This window comes from Sporosarcina highlanderae (genome assembly GCF_030433715.1).
In the GTDB taxonomy this organism is placed as follows: Bacteria; Bacillota; Bacilli; order Bacillales_A; family Planococcaceae; genus Sporosarcina; species Sporosarcina highlanderae.
Window position 1 is genome coordinate 26,396 of sequence record NZ_JAROCC010000007.1, and the last position, 16,963, is coordinate 43,358.

Consider the following 16,963-nt stretch of genomic DNA (forward strand, 5'->3'; position numbering starts at 1 on the left):
AGAAACACCAAGGAGATCGCATCCTTGGTGTTTTTTCATTTATTCAGCAGAAATTCTTCAGTATAGTTTGTGGCTTCCTTCAAAGCTTTCTCCTCAGCAGGAATTCGTACAGTCATCATCCAACAATTGAGGAGGGTGAATAAAACAGCTGTGAAAAATGCATTGAACATCAAAGGCAGTACAAGCAATTCAGTTGCGACGATTGTATAGTTGGGATGGCGGATCCATTTATATGGTCCTTTCCGCACCACCTCTGCATTGGGAAGGACGATGATTTTTGTATTCCAGAACTTCCCTAATGAGGCAAGGCACCATACCCTTAGTACCTGGGCTATTAGAAAGAACGTCAGGAGAATTGTCCAAATCGGCGATAGTTGACGATTGAAAAAGAATACTTCAACAAGCAAAGAGATGAAAAAGAGGATATGCATACCGACCATAATTGGATAGTGAGTTGCACCAGCTTCAAAAGCCCCTTGGCTCATCATCCATTTTTCATTCCGCCTTGCGATAAGCAATTCAAACAGCCGTTGAACGATGACAATTGAAATGACAATGCCAAATACCATCTATCTCACCTCAATTCCACTTCAACAACAGTAATTCACCACAAAATCCTGGGCCTAAAGCAGCCATTAAACCGTATTCACCGGGCTCAGGAGAAGATTCTATGAATCGTTTAAGAACGAATAGAATAGTTGGTGATGACATATTTCCATGATTGCGTAGAACGTCTCTTGAAATATTCGTTTTGGATGAATCGAATTCAAGAGCAGCCTCATAAGCCGTCAACACCTTCTTCCCACCGGGATGCGCGATGAAATGAGTAATATCGTCTTTTGATAAATTATTTGAACTCAGAAATTCATGTACAAAAGGTCCGAGCCAATTTGTAATGATTGACGGAATGCTTTTTGAGAAGACGACATATAGACCATTGTTTTTAATGTCCCAGCCCATGACATCCTCTGAATCAGGCATCAATTTCGATGAAGTGCCAATAATAGAAGGGACGGATGTGGTTACTGCAATTTCGGATTGTTCACCTGAAATTAGCGCACAAGCAACACCATCCGAAAAGAGGGACACTCCGACAAGATTACTTTTCGAATAATCGTCTTTTTGGAATGTTAAACTACAAAACTCAATAGATAGCACTAATACATTCGATTTTGGAAATGCTTTGCAATATTCATATGCTCGGCTAATTCCTGCAGCACCGCCCGCACAACCGAGTCCCCAAATTGGAATACGTCTTGTGTCATCACGAAAAGGAACAAGGTTCATGATGCGCGCCTCAATGCTTGGCGTTGCAATGCCTGTACTTGAAATGAAAAAGATTGCATCAATTTCAGATGGATCAACGGTCCTTGATAAAGTCCTTGAATTTTGTAGGCAGGCTTTTACGGCCTCAACACCTAAATGAACTGCATGTTGAATATATAAATCATTCCGCTCCTCAAAATCATGGGATTTACCATACCACTCAAGGGGCATGCATACATCTCGTTTTTCAATATCGCCATTTTGGAAGACTTTCAAAAGCCTTTCAATATCTTTGAATTTACGGCTGAAAAGGGAGCGGGTGAGTTCGACAGCTTGCTCCTGTTTAACCTCATGAGGGGGCAGAACAGTACTGACGGAAACAATTTTTGGCATGGATAGACCTCCGTTTATTTATGATTCTCTTACCTTTACCGAAAGATGTTAAACATATGCTTGTCCATTTGGAAGATGGGTCGTTCTATAAAATAAGTGTAGGAATTAATGTAGTTTATGAATGAGGAGGGAGGATTATGAAAGCCCGGCAAATGAGCGGGCTTCAATTAGGAGGGATTACAGTATTACATAAATCACGAAGTTTCTTCATGAAATTTTCATTGTTTTCTTTAGAACGTTTTTTTGGACCTCGTAGCCTTCCGCCTGAAGCTCGAATTTTTTGTGCAGTATGGCGAGCGAAAAGAAGTTGATCAATATTCTCTTCAGTATAGCGTCTACCATTCTGATCAATCGGATGTCCTTGTTTTGCTAATACCATTGCGGCTAAACCGTAATCCTGTGTAACAACGATGTCCCCTTTATTTACACGGTTCACCAAAACAAAATCGACTGCATCCGCACCTTTAGAGACAATTACAGTCTCGGCTCCGTCCCGATGCATTTCATGTGCGGTGTCACAAATGAGAATACATGGAATCTTGAATTGTTTCGCAATGGAAATCGTTTCGGTTACTACAGGACAACCATCTGCATCTACAAAAATCGTTACCATTGTCACGACCTCTTTTCTATTTTAAAGTATGTTAGCTCGTTGAAGCGCCATACTGTAAAAGGATTGATGTCTACTATATCATATTCAAAAGTTTTAATTTAATTCGAAGAGGGAGTGACAATGGCGTCCGAATATTCACTTCACTGTGATTCTGCCGTTATCCGATTTCAATCGAATCTGATATTCTTCCGCGCCGAAACGAGTACGGGAGTTTCGATCTCCATACACATCAATCCGTCCATGGCCAGTTTTTGCATGGATGATTGCATTTGTAGGTTTGCGGGTAGATCTAATTTCAATACTTCCATTATCCGTCTCAAAAGTGATATTGCGGTCAAGATGTTCCGCATCAAGCTTTATGCGACCATTATCTGTGATGGCAACTAATTCGCCTTCCACTTGCTCGAGCTCAATCCGTCCATTGTCCGACTCGGCATGGATTGAATCAGCTTCGACATGCCTCATCATCACTCGTCCGTTATCCGTCTTCGCCTTCAGTCGGTCACTTTGTACTTTCGAAATTTCAATTCGTCCGTTATCGGTTTCCGCATTAAGTGTAGTGGCTGCCAATTCAGCTAACTCTATCCGTCCATTATCCGTGAATGCCTCGATTGTTTTACCAATCAGCTTCTCAGCTTTAATGCGCCCATTGTCGGATTTCATTGAAATGGATTGGTAGAGCTTTTTCGGAATGAACACGTTCAATGCAACCTCCCTCGTATTGAAGTTGAAGATGAATAGCCAGAGCCCTTTCTTTTTCAATCTTACTCGCAACGTTTCTTCGAAAACATCAGCAAAAAACTCCAATTTGTCGTTGGGATTGACAAGTTCAATTTTCGTTTCATCGTTATCAGAAGGAAAAACGGACAGGGTGCCATGAAAAACATCGATATCAACCTTCGTGTAGCTATTGTCTTGAATTGTTATCACTTCACTTGAAGGTGAAGTGGATAGCCTTGTACCTTGTGATACTTGGGGCTCTTCAAATGGATAGGCGTCTAAAAGCTCCGTCGCAATTTTTTGCGGTGACCCAAGAGAAGCGGCAATTTCAGCTTCCGTTTTTCCATCATTTCTCCCGTTTGAAAAATACTCACGAATATCTTGAAGAATATCGTTTCTTTCTTCCATCGGTAGTCTTTTCAAGGCTTGCTCAAGTTCGTTAATAAATTGGTTCTCAGTCATTTTGAACGCCCTCCTCGATTAATTTATTTACACCTTCCGTGAAACTGCGCCACTCATTCAGTTGCTCATGTAAGTACTCCCGCCCTGTATCCGTCAACGTATAATATTTACGGGGAGGCCCTTCGGATGATTCCTGTAAATAGGTCGTGAAATAGCCTTCTTTCGTCAAACGGCGCAATAGGGGATAAACGGAACCTTCGGAAATGGAAATCTGGTCTGAAATTTTCTGGACCAATTCATACCCATAACGGTCTTGTTTATCCAATAGAACAAGGACGCATAAATTTAAAACGCCTTTTTTGAATTGAATATTCACCAATAACCCTCCTTTTTCAGTACTGTGTAATGAATACTACTGTGCTTAGGTGTAATATATCACATGGTATTGTTCATTGCAAGGTACTGTAAGTAAGATTTTTGAGAAAAGATAATCTTTCAAAATGAAATATTTATGGTAGACTATTTCTATAGTCGAAATATATTAGCATTTAGGGGGAATTGTTTTGTCGAATGTTGTAAAAGTCATTTTTTCTGATGATGTACTTGTAACAGAAAACAATGCAGTAAAAAACTTTGTAGACAATCAAAAGGCAGGGCATTGTTCAGTCCTTATTAATGACGAGCAATATGTTGTCATTAAAAGTGACGACAAAAAGAAAACATTGGAAAATGTTAGATCCACAGCAGGAAATATTTCTCGTGACCTTACGTCTCAAAAAGTTGAACAAGCAACTGTTCAAGGGGCTGCACTTGAAGCAGCGTATTCTGATTTGAATAAAGAAGATGTGGCTGTTGCATTTGTTGAAGGATGGGAGTTAGGTTCTTATCAATTCACGGCTTACAAATCGGATGCTGAGTCGGCAAAGACTGCAATCGAAGTAGAAGGCGATTTGCATTCCTCTGTTGAACTTGGAAAAATCCGTGCTGCAGCAACTTCATTTTCACGTGATTTGATGAATGAACTATCAGATGTGTTGAATCCCGAAACGTATCCAGAGGTCCTTAAACAACAGTTTGAAGGGAAAGACGTCAATATAACCGTTCACGGCAAAGAGCAGCTTGAAGAGATGGAGATGAACGGTCTCCTGACGGTTTGCCGAGGCAGTAAATACAAGCCTTCATTAGTTGAAATCCGCTATGAAGGAGATGCGTCTAAACCACTTGTAGCTCTTGTCGGAAAAGGCGTTACATTCGACACAGGCGGAATCAGTCTGAAGAGCGGTAAAGACTTGAGCAGCATGCGTATGGATATGGGTGGTTCAGCGGCGGTTGCCGGAGCAATGCAGCTCTTGGTTGATTCAAAGGCGAAAGTGAATGTCATTGCGCTCATTCCAATGGTTGAAAATACTCCGGATGCAAATTCCGTATTCCCTGGTGAAGTGATCCGTTATAAAAACGGCAAAACAGTTCAAGTGGGTAACACAGACGCTGAAGGTCGACTGATCTTGGCAGACGCTTTAATCCGTGCAGGTGAACTAAATGCAGAATACATCGTTGATATCGCGACGTTGACTGGAGCGATTGTTGCTGCGTTAGGTTCAGAAATCGGTGGCGTATTCGGCGACGAAGAATTGTCTTTCGTCATGAAAAAAGTTGGCGACCAAAACGGCGATTACGTATGGCCGATGCCGTTGGTTGAAGCATACGACAAGTCACTCGCAAGCGATTATGCAGACATGAACAATATCAGTTCAATGAACTTCGCAGGCTCCATTACGGCAGGTCTTTTCCTACGTCGTTTCGTGCCGGAAAACAGCAAATGGTTGCACGTCGATATGGCGGGTATGATGAGCAAGTCAAGCGCATCAGGCTATTATGCTAAATCTGCAACAGGTTACGGTGCAAGACTTTTGGCTGATTACACTGTAGAAGTTTCGAAATAATACAGGACGAAGGGGATATATGTTCAATTTGAACATATATCCTCTTTTTGCATTGTAAATTTAGTTGAATTTGTATAGAATGTATGGAAATATCTGTTTCTTACGGAAAGCGAATTAACTAAACACATTTTAAGCGAGTTCCCGTAGAACTACGTTGAACTCCCATAGGATGCGAACGATGGCTTCCCATAGAACAACAGTGACTTCCCATAAGACGCTGCGGACATCCCGTAGACCTGGGGAAACTTCCCGTAGAGTTCTGTTGACTTCCCATAGAACAAGGTCAAGTTCCCATAGAACCGCAGCGACTTCCCATAGACCACAGTCAACTTCCCATAGAACCACCGCAATTTCTAAAAAGGGGGGATTATTCATGATATATGTAGTAAGACATGGCCAAACGGACTGGAATAAAGAAAGAAAAATGCAGGGGAGAATGGGTTTACCGTTAAACGAAGATGGAATCGAACAAGCCGAAGAATTAAAGGGAAAATTACAGCAAGTAAAGTTTGATTTTGTTTATTCTTCCCCACAAGAAAGAGCTGTGGAAACAGCGGAGATTATTACCGGGGTATCTGCTGTGGTAGATGATCGATTGGATGTATTTGATTTAGGTGAAGCTGACGGCTTACCAGTTGGTGAAGTAGAGGTGGTCGGGGCATTACCGGATTCCTCTATTTATAAAGGAGTTGAATCACCAACTGATTTTGTTAAAAGAGTATTTGATTTTATGACAGAGCTTGAAAAACTTTGTGGGGATAATGAATTGAATGTGCTCATCACCGGTCACAGATGTACCACAGGTTGTATTGGAGCCTATTTCAAAGGGATACCAACTGATGGAAATGTACTGAAATTCTCTTCTGACACGGGAGAATATAAGACCTATTCTTTCAAGTAACACAAATGAGGGGGAAATGACTTTGGGCCAAAATACAACAAAAGTATACACACCACCTAAACATTTTGTTTCAGCAGCAACGATAGTACTCAATGAAAAAAAAGAAATATTATTAATTAAAGGACCCTTGAGAGGTTGGGAAATGCCGGGTGGAGTCGTTGAGGAAGGCGAATCTTTGAAAGAAGCGGCGATAAGAGAAACAAAAGAGGAGTCAGGTATTGAAATTGAAGTACTAAAGTTTTGTGGAATATTTCAGAACGTAAAAAAATCAATTTGTAATACCTTGTTTTTAGCTAAGCCAATCGGAGGCCAATTAACAACTTCAGCAGAGAGTATAGAGGTAGGATTTTTTCCTATCGAACAAGCTTTAGAGATGGTAACTTTAGGAAACTTCAGGCGAAGAATTGAATACTGTCTTGATGACAGCAAACAACCTTTCTATGTGGAATTTTAGTGGAAGGGAAGTGTGAATCAACGCATGAAATGCGAATAAAACTAAAAGAGTATATCAGCGACTATCTAAAACTATGGGACTTTTACGGAGTTATTCAAGTGGTTAAAAAAGGGGAAGTGCTTTTTGAAAATGCATATGGCTTTGCAAATATCGAGTTTGGAATAAAAAATAATATGGACTCGCGCTTCTCGATTGCTTCTATGTCAAAGCAATTTACAGCCTTTGCAATTATGCAACTATATGATAAGAGAATGCTGGATATCGATAAGCCTGCAAATCTATACCTCCCCGCCGATATGCAGATTGACGAGTCAATTACTGTTCATCAGCTTTTAACGCACACCTCGGGATTACATAATTTCACTAACTTTGAAGATGATTTTTTTGGCGGTTATAACAGAATGAATTATTCACGAAACTATTTTTTCCGGAAGTATATTAATAAAAAACCAACAAAGCCGGTGAGAACGGTATTTGATTATAATAACTCAAACTATAATTTGCTTGCATGGATTATTGAAAATGTTTCGGGGGAGTCATACGATGATTTTCTAACAAACCATATATTCCTGCCTTTATATATAATGAACAGCGATGTTGATGATGGTTGTAAACCATTAAAAAACAGATCATGTAACTACGTAAAAGATTTTGATGAAACAATCAAAAGCCCGTATTTTAATGAAAAGTTCAGCATCGGCGCAGGTGCCATCGTTTCAAACTGTAAGGATTTGTACAAATGGTATACCTGTTTACGGAATCGAAAACTTCTTTCCGAGGATGCGTATACAAGATTCTTTAGCGTGAACCAAAATAATTACTGTTATGGCCTGGTGCATCATCATGTCTACGGAACAGACAGATATTCGCACGGCGGAGATCACCTTGGGATCAGCACTTATATGCAGAGTTTTTTCGATGAAGATATTTGTATCATCATTCTTTCCAATAATGAAGCGATAAATCAGTACAGACTGGGAAATGCAATTTCAGATATTCTTCATCATGTTAATGGAGCTCCCCCAACTAAGCATAAAGAGATTCCAATCGAGGAGTGTCAGCTTAAAAAGTATTGCGGAACATACTTGAAGGATAGGATTGAAGTAGAGTTCATTAATGGCAAATTATACTTTACGAGATTTGCAGGAAATCTTCACATTGAAATCTACCCAGTAGGCGAAGGGAAATTTGTCAGGAGGTATTACGATCAAATCGAACCTTACAATATTGTAGAAATGGAAAATGGCAAGATGTCGTTTTTCGGATATGAAAAATAAAAATAAAAAGGGGATTTTTACATGCAAGATTTCCAATACAAAATAGTCAACATACCAGCGTACCGGGCAATCGGATTAAAGTGGGATGGCCCGTACACAGAAGTGAGTACTTTGAAAGAAATAATTTTCAGCATGAGTAGTAGAGTTAATGAGTTAGAGCATGCAGTCAATCCGAAGGTGCAGCAAGGACTGTCCTACCATCTACGTCCTGATGGGTTTGTACATTATTCCGTGTATGAAGTTAGCGAAGAACAGCAAATTCCAGAGGGGATGAGGGAAATACATGTACCTGAAATGACTTACTTAATGATCCATCATCAAAAAGAACAGAACATCGGTCAGACTTATGACAATATCTTTTATTGGCTGAAGGAAAGTGACTATGAGCCATTGAGGGAGCCTGATGTTGAGTATTTTGATCGTTTACCGATAAAACACGAAAGATATCCGCATGATCGCGATGTTAACCATCCCCACTTTGATATTTTAATCCCTATTAGCAAGAAGTTGACTAAATGAAAAGAGTGGTGTTGGCGCTTTTTGTAATTTCATTGTTCATAGTTTCAATAATATTTATATCGACAGTATTTGTTTCTAACAAAAAAGAAGCAGAATCACTAATTTATAAGTCTACCGAATATACAAAATCACATAAATGGGATGAATATGTGGAGCTCTTCGATTATGAACCTGAAGTTAGTGAGCATTTATTATTCTTTTTAAAAGATGGTGAGGATCAGGGGAAGCAGGATGGAATTCACGGTATTCAGGATATAAAAGTAGTGAGTATGGAATTGACAAGTGACCCGGAGTTTATATCAAAAGGCGACTATGTGTATGACGTGCTATTGGATATGAAGGTTCTTAATCCTTCTGAATTTCATATCAACGGAGTTTCCCGTCATATTTATGTTCTGAATAGGGTAGGCGAAGGTCTGAAGATAGAAACTGTATATTTGGATAAAATGTATGAGCATAAATAATAAGCATTGTGAGGATTTATCTATGGATCAACTAACATTTAAGGCATACCAAAATTATTTAGCGTTAAAATACAAAAAAGGTCGTACATCCACTGGTTTATTTATGAAATTAGTCGAAGAAATTGGTGAAGTTGCTGAAGTCCTAAACCAGCAAGAAGGTCGGAAATCAGCTACATCAGACACTTCCCTGGAAAAAGAGTTAGTTGATGTCATCCATTATGCGATAGCCATTGCAAGTATCAATCAAATTGATTTGTCAAAAGCAATTATAGCAAAGGATAGGCAGGCCACAGTTAAATATAATCAATCTCCGAATTTAGAAGAGTATTTGAAAATGAATTGAAATAGAAAAGGACATAACATATTTTATTTTAACCATATGTTATGTCCTATATGTTTTTATTTTATTCACTCACAAACAACAATCTGTCGTTCGAACGTTCCCTTTTTCGCAATACATCGATCTACAATTTCAAATCCTGCCTTAGTAATCATATGATCCATCGGCTCAATCGTCACGACAACTAATTTCGAAGTTATCCGCCTAGCATTCCTTAAAATGTCTAACTGTCCTTCTGCAGTGATATGTGTAAACAAGTTATACGGCATGTCGATAATCGCAGCATCATATGTATTCGTTACTTCGGAAATAGGGCCAATGACAACTTCACCTTCCAATCCGAAGTGCGCAAGGTTTTTCCTTGAACCGAGACAAACGAGAGGGTTGATATCTCTTCCGACGATGTCGATACCCATGGAACGGGCTTCGACCAACACAGTCCCGATGCCGCAGCAAGGATCGATCGCGCGGATTCCTTCAGGGTGAGGGACTGCAATGTTGGCGACTGCCCTCGCGACCCGCGTACTTAGTGCTGTGGAATACATATGGGGCTTTTTCATATGAAATCGCCAAATGGGCTCGCTTTCTTTGAGAATGCCGAAATACCAAACTTCATCTAATAAAACGATTCCAAAATTTACTTCGGGTTCTAACAAATCGGCTTCCCCTTGAATCACTTCACCGATTTCCCGCTCGATAGAACGCCTTTCCGGATGATGGAGTTTTGGTGTGGTTTCAAGGGCAATTGAGTTAAGGGATGTCACTTTGAATGTTTTATGTGTGGCGAATTCGGATGCATGTCCTTTTAGTTCATTCAAGTCGTTCCCGGAAAAGATGACTTCCAAGCGCTCTTTCATGAAAGGGCTCCTGCTTGGATCGATTTCCACTTTGCTCTTTATGACGTTTGATGGGCTGTCGTAGCCAAAGAATGCCCTCATTTCCAAACGGCATAACTCATGTTCATCTACTTGCCGGACATAAGTGTAGATGAATTCCTTATTCAAAACTTCAAAGGCTTGTTTCAATTTGTAGCCTCGATCGCTACAAGCAGGTTGAAGATGAATCGATAGGCAAGGTCCATTGCATCTGTAATTGGCATTTCTTTAGTAAAACCTTCCAACTGGTCGAGGGGGATATTAACATCCCATAACCCGTCTTTATCGGAAAACATGGCACTGAATGTCTTAGATCCAACCTTCGCGTCCAAATAGTCTTTTAAAAAAGGACCCCATTTCTTTTGCACTTTCAATCCAAACAAAACTGTAGTTGTCTGGAATACATCATCCGTTTCCAATGCCATGCCGTCAACACCTATTGTTTCGAAGGTACTTGATTCGACATACACAAATTCGTCGATGTTTCTTGAAAAATAGGAAACCGGTTCATTCATAAAAGTCCCATTTTCTTCTTTGATTACCTCTTCTGTCTCTTTCAAACATCTTTCAATGACAGTAAAGCTCCACCCTTTATATTCAACTTCATCGTTTTCATTAAGTAACCCTTGTTTGGCAGCATAATCTTTTTCAATCGGGAATAATGGTTCGTTCTCAGCAACCAATTGCTCAATTTTCTCTTTTAACATGAGAGACACTCCTTTTCACTCTATAGTATACCGTAGATCATCTATATTTTGCCCGTATTTTCCCCCGGATACCAAGGGTTCAAATGAATGAGCACTTCATCCACGTCGGCATGTTCGTTGATGATCAAGTTCCGGATCTCGCTTGAGATATCATGCCCTTCCTGAATCGTCATCGTTCCTGGAATCCCGATTCGCAAATCAACAAGAACATAATGTCCATGCTCACGTGCACGTAAACGGTCAATGCGTTTTACTTCAGGAATCGTTCGAATAAGGGCAGCAAATTCCCTCAGGCGATCTTCCGACACATTCTTTTCCATTAGAATATCCATTGCTTCTTTTCCGATTTCATAGGCAAGTCTTAGAACAAGAATGGAGACGATTACTCCAGCGAATGGGTCGCCATAGGCAAGGAAAGAAATATCGTACGCATCACCAATTAGCGCCAACCCGATTCCGACGACTGCTGCGAGGGAGGCATATACATCTGCCAAGTGATCATAGGCAGTCGCAATGAGCCCTTTGCTGTTCACTCTCTTACCGATACGCATTGTGTATATATAGAGCGCTTGCTTCCAAATAAGAGATATGATTGCAGTAATTAAAGCAATGACGCTTGCTTTTGCAGGTTCTTCGAAAAATGTTTTCACAGCTTCATAACCGATGTAAATAGCTGCTACACCAAGGATGATGGCAACAATACCGGATCCGATAACTTCTGCTTTTCCATGGCCATAAGGGTGGTCTTCATCCGCTGGCCTTTGCGAATAGCGCATGGATGTTAAGGCGGCAGCAGACGCAACGACATCTCCTGCGTTATGGAAACCGTCAGCGAGTAAAACAGGACTGTTGAAAAGAGTACCAACAAGGATTTTTAACACGGTCAAAACAATATTGCTCATTAAACTAATCCATATTGCAAATACGGATGCGATGGAATGGTTTTGTTTTGTTGTCATTTATCTTGCCTCCAATCTCATTTTCCCCAGGGAAACAAAAACCCCTGACATATTGTTGTCAAGGGCTAGTAGGAATAAACCATATAATTTTGTTTGTCATTGTATTTAGTCATTTTCATCACTCTTTTGCAGTCAGTTATACAAGCATATCACTTAGGTACAAGTCTATCAAGAATTTGGCGATTGTTTTGGAATGCATTGCAATAGGTAAGTTAAATCATTATAATACAATAAAATGAATAAAAATACATATTGGAGGTTGATTATACATGAAGCTTTGGGGAGGACGTTTTACAAGTCGTGCGGATCAAATAATGGAGCAATTCAATACGTCATTGCCGGTGGACCATAGACTTTTTCGTGAAGACATCGCGGGCAGTTTAGCCCACGTAACAATGCTTGTCCATAGTGATTTGCTGACGCCGGAAGAAGGGGACTTGCTCATTCAAGGTCTTGAATCGATTCTTCATGATATTGAATCTGGGAAGTTAGTGATTGAAGGGGATTATGAAGATATCCATTCTTTTGTAGAGATGCATTTGACGGGGCGAATCGGGGAGACGGGCAAGAAACTTCATACAGCACGCAGTCGAAATGATCAAGTGGCAGTCGATATGAGGTTATATGCAAAGAATAAAGCGGTTGAGGTGATGGATGGACTTCAGGCGTTAATTGATTCATTGTATGCAAAAGCGAAGGCGAATAATGTCATCATGCCAGGTTATACACATTTACAACGTGCGCAAGTCGTTACGTTTGGTCATCATTTAGGTGCTTATGAGCAAATGTTCAAACGAGATAAGAAACGTGTCGGGAATGCGCTTGAATTGTTAGATGAAAACCCGTTGGGATGTGGTGCGCTTGCAGGCACGACACATGCCATCGATCGTGAAGTGACAACGGCTCTTTTACGCTTTGAAAAGCCAGTCGATAATTTTTTAGATGGGGTTAGTGACCGCGATTATATGTTGGAACTTATGTCCGATTTCTCAATCATCATGATGCATTTAAGCCGATTGAGTGAAGAACTGATTTTATGGAGCAGCCAAGAATTCAAGTTTATTACAATGGCGGATGCCTATTCGACAGGCAGTAGCATCATGCCACAAAAGAAAAATCCAGATGCAGCGGAATTGATACGCGGGAAGACGGGAAGAGTATACGGTTCTTTATTCGCTTTATTGACGACGTTGAAAGGATTGCCTCTAACTTATAATAAGGATATGCAGGAAGATAAAGAGCAATTTTTCGATGCGCTCGATACAGTGCTTGATTGCATGGAAATCATGTCCAAGGTGATTGATACGTTGCAAGTGAATGCGGAGAATATGAAGGCGGCAATTAAAGCAGGATTCTTGAATGCAACTGAAGTGGCGGATTATTTGGTGAGCAAAGGGACACCATTCCGCGATGCGCATGAAATCGTAGGGAAAATCATTATTTATTGCGAAGCAGAGAAAAAGGCGATTGAGGATTTGACCGTCCAGGAGCTATTGATATTTAGCGAAAAGATAGATAATGATATTTACGACTATATCGATTATGAAAACATTTTGACGAAAGGGAATAAGGGGTTAATGAAGGAAGTAGGGAGTTAAAGCATCACTAAAAATGATTTTCGCCAGAACTACCCATGCTGACGTGTAGTTCTGGCGATTTTTACTGGAATGTTTATCCTTCCATACTGCAAACCACTTGCCCAACGGCTTTAGCTGCAACAAGGAGTGCATCTTCGTCGATATCAAATTTCGGGTTATGGTTGAAATACGGTTTTTCAACGCCTTTAGGAGTACAACCAATATAAAAGAAACAAGCTGGAAATTTCTCCGCATAGTAAGCAAAATCTTCGGAAGGGGCCATTGGAGGCACTTCTTTCACATCTGTAAATTCTTTCACATTCGCATTTTTCAGTACGTTAGCCACTTTTTCCGTAAGATCAGGATTATTGTATAACGGCGGATAATCCGGTGTATACGTCAAATCACATTGAACATCGAACTCCGCTTCAAGTCCTTTGACGAGCCGTTTGACTTCCCGTTCAATCGTATCTTTCGTCTCGACCGTCATATAACGGATATCACCTTCAAGCACGACACTGTCTTTAATAACATTAAAAGTTCCAGCACCGTCAAACGAGCCAATTGTGATAACTCCGATGTCAAATGGACTGAGTCTGCGGCTTATAACTGTTTGAACAGCAGTTACGAAGTGAGCACCCGCAACAATTGCATCATTTGCCAGGTGAGGAGATGAACCATGCCCGCCTCTACCTTGTATTTTTAATTTCATGTACGCCCGTCCATTGAATGCATACCCTTTGTTGTAGGCAATCGTTCCGGCTGGTCCCATAGGGAGTAAGTGAATGCCAAATACTTCATCCAAATCATCCAACAATCCGGATTCTACAATGCTTTTTGCTCCACCTGGCGGAACTTCTTCGGCATGCTGATGAATTATTTTAATCGTGCCGGAGAGTTCCGATTTCAATTGAATTAAACAATCTGCAAGTATTAACAGATAGGCTGTATGCCCGTCATGTCCACATGCATGCATGACACCTTCATTTTTCGACTTGAATGGTACATCCGCTTCTTCAACTATCGGAAGCGCGTCAAAATCTGCGCGCAATCCAATTGTTTTCCCGGGTTGTCCACCTTTAATTGTCACGATAATTCCGTATCCATTCCCGACATTCGTTTGTATTTCGACGTCTTTGCCTTTGTAAAAGTCCGCGATATATTGTGCAGTTTTTTCTTCCTTAAATGATAACTCAGGGTATTCGTGTAAAAATCGACGGATTTTTATCATTTCATCTTTTCGCTCGTCCAGCATTTTCATTAATTTTTCTTTCACCTTAAACGCACTCCTTTATTAAGCTACACTGGAACGACGTTTACCATTGCTTGAGCGAATAGCCAAAACGTCAGAACTCCAAATACGATTCCTGTAATCAGTTTATTTGTGCCTTTATAAGTAGTTGTTATACATTGTTCTCCTTTTTAACGTTCAATAAATATATTGTTTACATGAACATGGATTCTATGTAAGCATCAGTAAGGAGAGAAATAAATTGTAAGTACTTAAATAAAAAAAGGAGCCATTCGGCTCCTTTTTTCATCCCATTATATGATATCCACCATCAACGTAAATTACTTCTCCAGTAACTCCGCTTGATAGGTCGCTCAACATCGCGATCGACATCTTCGCTACTTCCTCGTTCGTAATATTGCGCTTCAGAGGAGCCTTCTCTTCGATCTGACTTAAAATCTTATTGAATGAAGGAACGCCTTTCGCAGACAATGTACGTACAGCGCCCGCTGAAATCGCATTCACACGGATTGCTTCTTTCCCTAAATCATTTGCCAAGTAGCGGACGGACGCTTCAAGCGCTGCCTTCGCAACTCCCATCACATTGTATCCGTCAAGAACGCGTTCAGCTCCCAAGTAGCTCATCGTTATGATTGAGCCGCCTTCCGTCATAAAACGACGTGCTTCCCTTGCTGTTGCAACAAGTGAATAAGAACTCGAATCTTGTGCAAATGCATAGCCACTTCTTGTAGTATCCACAAAATCATTTTTCAAGTCTTCAGCATGTGCAAAAGCAATGGAATGTACGACACCATGGATTGTGCCAAGCGTTTCGCCGATCAATGTGAAAGCATGCTTGATGCTTTCATCTTCATTAACATCACATTGTACGATCATTTTGGGCTCAAGGCCGTTGCTTTCCAATGCTTTTTGAAGTTTGGCAAGGGAACGTTCCTTACGATACGTGAAAATGACGTTTGCTCCAACTTCAAATAGAGATTTTGCCACTCCCCAAGCAATGCTGCGTTCATTCGCCACACCCATAACGACAATATTCTTGCCTTTTAATTTTAATAAATCCACAATTAGTCCTCCTTAAAAAGCTATCACCTAATATTAGTACCTGATAATAACAAAATTATAACATACTCTCTCTCAATTCAACACTCCAATTCATCGTATGTGCATAAATTCCGTATAATTATTTATAAAAATACAGTTGACTTTATAATTATGCATGCGTATACTACTTTTAATGGCAAAAGGAGTGGGGACATGAAGATTGGAATTATAGGCGCCACAGGATACGGAGGCCTTGAATTGATGCGGTTCCTGCACAATCATCCGGAAGCGCAGCAAATCGATTTATACACATCTTCTGAAGAGGGGACGCTGTTTTCAACGAAGTATCCTCATACAACCAATTTGTATGATCAACCGCTGTTAAAGATCGACCAAGAGCAGTTGACCGACTATGATGTCCTATTTACTAGCACGCCTGCAGGGGTTACAAGTCGTTTATTGCCCCCGCTCATCGGCAGCGGGCCGAAGTTAATTGACCTGTCGGGTGATTTTCGGTTAAAGGAAGCGGAGGACTATGAACACTGGTATAAGAAGACGCCCGCGCCTAAAGAAGCCATTGAGCAAAGCGCATACGGTCTAACAGAATGGAATAAAGAAGCAATTCGGAAGGCTGATCTAATTGCGAATCCCGGTTGTTATCCTACGGCGGTACTTTTATCTTTATTGCCACTTATCAAAGAGTGGCTCATTGATCCAAAAGGACTGATTATCGATGCGAAAAGCGGAGTGTCAGGGGCGGGGAACACACCCGGACCGATGACGCATTTCAGTGAAACAAATGAAAATCTATCAATTTATAAAATTAATCAACACCAGCATATCCCTGAGATCGAGCAGGGAATCGAACTGTTTGGCAACCAGAAAACACCAGTGACATTTACAACGCACCTCGTTCCGATGACGCGTGGAATCATGTCAACAAGCTATGCGCCCCTATCAGAATGCGTTACAGAAGAGAAGCTCCTCGATTGTTTGAGAGAGTATTATGACGGGATGCCGTTCATCCGTGTCATGCCTGAATCTGCCAAGTTTTGTACGAAGCAAGTGTACGGCACGAATTTCTGTGATATTCACGTGAAAGTGGATCCGCGGACGAACCGGGCCACCATCGTTTCAGTCATCGATAATTTGGTGAAGGGTGCGGCTGGGCAGGCGATTCAAAATATGAACGTATTATTCGGATTGAAAGAAACTACAGGATTGAATGAAGTGCCGCTATTCATTTAAAGAGGAGGAAAA

The 16,963-nt window shown here is 40.7% G+C and carries 20 protein-coding genes and 1 pseudogene; 9 read left to right on the forward strand and 12 right to left on the reverse strand.

The window, feature by feature from the left end; translation table 11 throughout:
- Positions 1 to 35: 35 nt before the first annotated feature.
- From P5G49_RS10100 to P5G49_RS10120, 5 genes are all read right to left on the reverse strand, one after another.
- Positions 36 to 569: an isoprenylcysteine carboxyl methyltransferase family protein gene (locus P5G49_RS10100; protein ID WP_301243571.1), complete on the reverse strand. Its 534-nt coding sequence runs from the start codon at positions 567 to 569 to the stop codon at positions 36 to 38.
- Positions 570 to 579: 10 nt separating this feature from the next.
- On the reverse strand, positions 580 to 1,659 hold the full coding sequence (locus P5G49_RS10105; protein WP_301243573.1) for a type III polyketide synthase: 1,080 nt from the start codon (positions 1,657 to 1,659) through the stop codon (positions 580 to 582).
- A 163-nt stretch (positions 1,660 to 1,822) separates the two neighbouring features.
- Positions 1,823 to 2,272 (reverse strand): YaiI/YqxD family protein, encoded by a 450-nt coding sequence (locus tag P5G49_RS10110; protein ID WP_301243574.1) that lies wholly within the window; start codon positions 2,270 to 2,272, stop codon positions 1,823 to 1,825.
- A 135-nt stretch (positions 2,273 to 2,407) separates the two neighbouring features.
- The gene (locus tag P5G49_RS10115; RefSeq protein WP_301243575.1) at positions 2,408 to 3,454 is read right to left on the reverse strand and encodes a DUF4097 family beta strand repeat-containing protein; all 1,047 of its coding nucleotides are present in this window, start codon (positions 3,452 to 3,454) and stop codon (positions 2,408 to 2,410) included.
- A complete protein-coding gene (locus tag P5G49_RS10120) occupies positions 3,447 to 3,770 on the reverse strand; it encodes a PadR family transcriptional regulator (protein ID WP_301243578.1) in 324 nt (107 codons plus the stop codon). The genes P5G49_RS10115 and P5G49_RS10120 overlap by 8 nt, the downstream gene beginning before the upstream one ends.
- A gap of 187 nt (positions 3,771 to 3,957) precedes the next feature.
- Between P5G49_RS10120 and P5G49_RS10125 the strand changes: the two genes are divergently transcribed.
- Positions 3,958 to 5,337: a leucyl aminopeptidase family protein gene (locus P5G49_RS10125; protein ID WP_301243580.1), complete on the forward strand. Its 1,380-nt coding sequence runs from the start codon at positions 3,958 to 3,960 to the stop codon at positions 5,335 to 5,337.
- Between the two features lie 129 nt (positions 5,338 to 5,466).
- On the opposite strand, the gene P5G49_RS10130 is transcribed toward P5G49_RS10125, so the two are convergent.
- The gene (locus P5G49_RS10130; protein ID WP_301243581.1) at positions 5,467 to 5,682 is read right to left on the reverse strand and encodes a hypothetical protein; all 216 of its coding nucleotides are present in this window, start codon (positions 5,680 to 5,682) and stop codon (positions 5,467 to 5,469) included.
- Positions 5,683 to 5,710: 28 nt separating this feature from the next.
- Here P5G49_RS10130 and P5G49_RS10135 point away from each other — a divergent pair, with 28 nt between their 5' ends.
- The 6 genes from P5G49_RS10135 to P5G49_RS10160 all read left to right on the forward strand — a co-directional run bounded on the left by P5G49_RS10135 (position 5,711) and on the right by P5G49_RS10160 (position 9,295).
- On the forward strand, positions 5,711 to 6,238 hold the full coding sequence (locus tag P5G49_RS10135; protein WP_301243583.1) for a histidine phosphatase family protein: 528 nt from the start codon (positions 5,711 to 5,713) through the stop codon (positions 6,236 to 6,238).
- Positions 6,239 to 6,254: 16 nt separating this feature from the next.
- Complete coding sequence (locus P5G49_RS10140; RefSeq protein WP_435877206.1) at positions 6,255 to 6,692, forward strand: NUDIX hydrolase; 438 nt, start codon at positions 6,255 to 6,257, stop codon at positions 6,690 to 6,692.
- Between the two features lie 98 nt (positions 6,693 to 6,790).
- Positions 6,791 to 7,969, forward strand: coding sequence for a serine hydrolase domain-containing protein (locus P5G49_RS10145; RefSeq protein WP_301243587.1), 1,179 nt, complete (start codon positions 6,791 to 6,793; stop codon positions 7,967 to 7,969).
- A 21-nt stretch (positions 7,970 to 7,990) separates the two neighbouring features.
- Positions 7,991 to 8,488: a GyrI-like domain-containing protein gene (locus tag P5G49_RS10150; protein ID WP_301243589.1), complete on the forward strand. Its 498-nt coding sequence runs from the start codon at positions 7,991 to 7,993 to the stop codon at positions 8,486 to 8,488.
- On the forward strand, positions 8,485 to 8,952 hold the full coding sequence (locus tag P5G49_RS10155; RefSeq protein WP_301243591.1) for a hypothetical protein: 468 nt from the start codon (positions 8,485 to 8,487) through the stop codon (positions 8,950 to 8,952). Before P5G49_RS10150 ends, P5G49_RS10155 begins: the two co-directional genes overlap by 4 nt.
- A gap of 22 nt (positions 8,953 to 8,974) precedes the next feature.
- Positions 8,975 to 9,295: a MazG nucleotide pyrophosphohydrolase domain-containing protein gene (locus P5G49_RS10160; protein ID WP_301243593.1), complete on the forward strand. Its 321-nt coding sequence runs from the start codon at positions 8,975 to 8,977 to the stop codon at positions 9,293 to 9,295.
- Between the two features lie 65 nt (positions 9,296 to 9,360).
- On the opposite strand, the gene P5G49_RS10165 is transcribed toward P5G49_RS10160, so the two are convergent.
- From P5G49_RS10165 to P5G49_RS10175, 3 genes are read right to left on the reverse strand one after another with little or no spacing between them, the layout of a single operon-like run.
- Positions 9,361 to 10,317, reverse strand: a complete 957-nt coding sequence (locus P5G49_RS10165) for a TRM11 family SAM-dependent methyltransferase (protein ID WP_301243595.1) — start codon at positions 10,315 to 10,317, stop codon at positions 9,361 to 9,363.
- The gene (locus P5G49_RS10170; RefSeq protein WP_301243597.1) at positions 10,314 to 10,874 is read right to left on the reverse strand and encodes a branched-chain amino acid aminotransferase; all 561 of its coding nucleotides are present in this window, start codon (positions 10,872 to 10,874) and stop codon (positions 10,314 to 10,316) included. The genes P5G49_RS10165 and P5G49_RS10170 overlap by 4 nt, the downstream gene beginning before the upstream one ends.
- 41 nt (positions 10,875 to 10,915) lie before the next feature.
- Positions 10,916 to 11,833 carry a cation diffusion facilitator family transporter gene (locus tag P5G49_RS10175; protein ID WP_301243599.1) on the reverse strand — a complete coding sequence of 306 codons (918 nt, stop codon included), beginning with the start codon at positions 11,831 to 11,833 and terminating at the stop codon, positions 10,916 to 10,918.
- A gap of 269 nt (positions 11,834 to 12,102) precedes the next feature.
- Between P5G49_RS10175 and argH the strand changes: the two genes are divergently transcribed.
- Positions 12,103 to 13,431, forward strand: a complete 1,329-nt coding sequence (gene argH, locus P5G49_RS10180) for an argininosuccinate lyase (RefSeq protein WP_301243601.1) — start codon at positions 12,103 to 12,105, stop codon at positions 13,429 to 13,431.
- A 73-nt stretch (positions 13,432 to 13,504) separates the two neighbouring features.
- Here the strand turns inward: argH and P5G49_RS10185 are convergent, their stop codons facing one another.
- The 3 genes and pseudogenes from P5G49_RS10185 to P5G49_RS10195 form a co-directional block, all read right to left on the reverse strand.
- Complete coding sequence (locus P5G49_RS10185; protein ID WP_301243603.1) at positions 13,505 to 14,686, reverse strand: amidohydrolase; 1,182 nt, start codon at positions 14,684 to 14,686, stop codon at positions 13,505 to 13,507.
- Between the two features lie 29 nt (positions 14,687 to 14,715).
- Positions 14,716 to 14,817 (reverse strand): annotated as a pseudogene (locus P5G49_RS10190) (hypothetical protein); the annotation flags it as partial.
- A gap of 130 nt (positions 14,818 to 14,947) precedes the next feature.
- Positions 14,948 to 15,685 (reverse strand): enoyl-ACP reductase FabI, encoded by a 738-nt coding sequence (locus P5G49_RS10195; RefSeq protein ID WP_435877209.1) that lies wholly within the window; start codon positions 15,683 to 15,685, stop codon positions 14,948 to 14,950.
- A 231-nt stretch (positions 15,686 to 15,916) separates the two neighbouring features.
- On the opposite strand from P5G49_RS10195, the gene argC reads away from it, so the two are divergent.
- Positions 15,917 to 16,951, forward strand: a complete 1,035-nt coding sequence (gene argC, locus P5G49_RS10200) for an N-acetyl-gamma-glutamyl-phosphate reductase (protein WP_301243604.1) — start codon at positions 15,917 to 15,919, stop codon at positions 16,949 to 16,951.
- Positions 16,952 to 16,963 lie beyond the last annotated feature (12 nt).

Bases quoted from the DNA above. Each gene is read 5' to 3' on its own strand.
- argH (WP_301243601.1), top strand. From the start codon at position 12,103: ATGAAGCTTTGGGGAGGACGTTTTACAAGTCGTGCGGATCAAATAATG.
- argC (WP_301243604.1), top strand. From the start codon at position 15,917: ATGAAGATTGGAATTATAGGCGCCACAGGATACGGAGGCCTTGAATTG.
- P5G49_RS10110 (WP_301243574.1), bottom strand. From the start codon at position 2,272: ATGGTAACGATTTTTGTAGATGCAGATGGTTGTCCTGTAGTAACCGAA.
- P5G49_RS10100 (WP_301243571.1), bottom strand. From the start codon at position 569: ATGGTATTTGGCATTGTCATTTCAATTGTCATCGTTCAACGGCTGTTT.
- P5G49_RS10160 (WP_301243593.1), top strand. From the start codon at position 8,975: ATGGATCAACTAACATTTAAGGCATACCAAAATTATTTAGCGTTAAAA.
- P5G49_RS10150 (WP_301243589.1), top strand. From the start codon at position 7,991: ATGCAAGATTTCCAATACAAAATAGTCAACATACCAGCGTACCGGGCA.
- P5G49_RS10105 (WP_301243573.1), bottom strand. From the start codon at position 1,659: ATGCCAAAAATTGTTTCCGTCAGTACTGTTCTGCCCCCTCATGAGGTT.
- P5G49_RS10175 (WP_301243599.1), bottom strand. From the start codon at position 11,833: ATGACAACAAAACAAAACCATTCCATCGCATCCGTATTTGCAATATGG.
- P5G49_RS10195 (WP_435877209.1), bottom strand. From the start codon at position 15,685: ATGGGTGTGGCGAATGAACGCAGCATTGCTTGGGGAGTGGCAAAATCT.
- P5G49_RS10170 (WP_301243597.1), bottom strand. From the start codon at position 10,874: ATGTTAAAAGAGAAAATTGAGCAATTGGTTGCTGAGAACGAACCATTA.
- P5G49_RS10135 (WP_301243583.1), top strand. From the start codon at position 5,711: ATGATATATGTAGTAAGACATGGCCAAACGGACTGGAATAAAGAAAGA.
- P5G49_RS10140 (WP_435877206.1), top strand. From the start codon at position 6,255: ATGACTTTGGGCCAAAATACAACAAAAGTATACACACCACCTAAACAT.
- P5G49_RS10115 (WP_301243575.1), bottom strand. From the start codon at position 3,454: ATGACTGAGAACCAATTTATTAACGAACTTGAGCAAGCCTTGAAAAGA.
- P5G49_RS10155 (WP_301243591.1), top strand. From the start codon at position 8,485: ATGAAAAGAGTGGTGTTGGCGCTTTTTGTAATTTCATTGTTCATAGTT.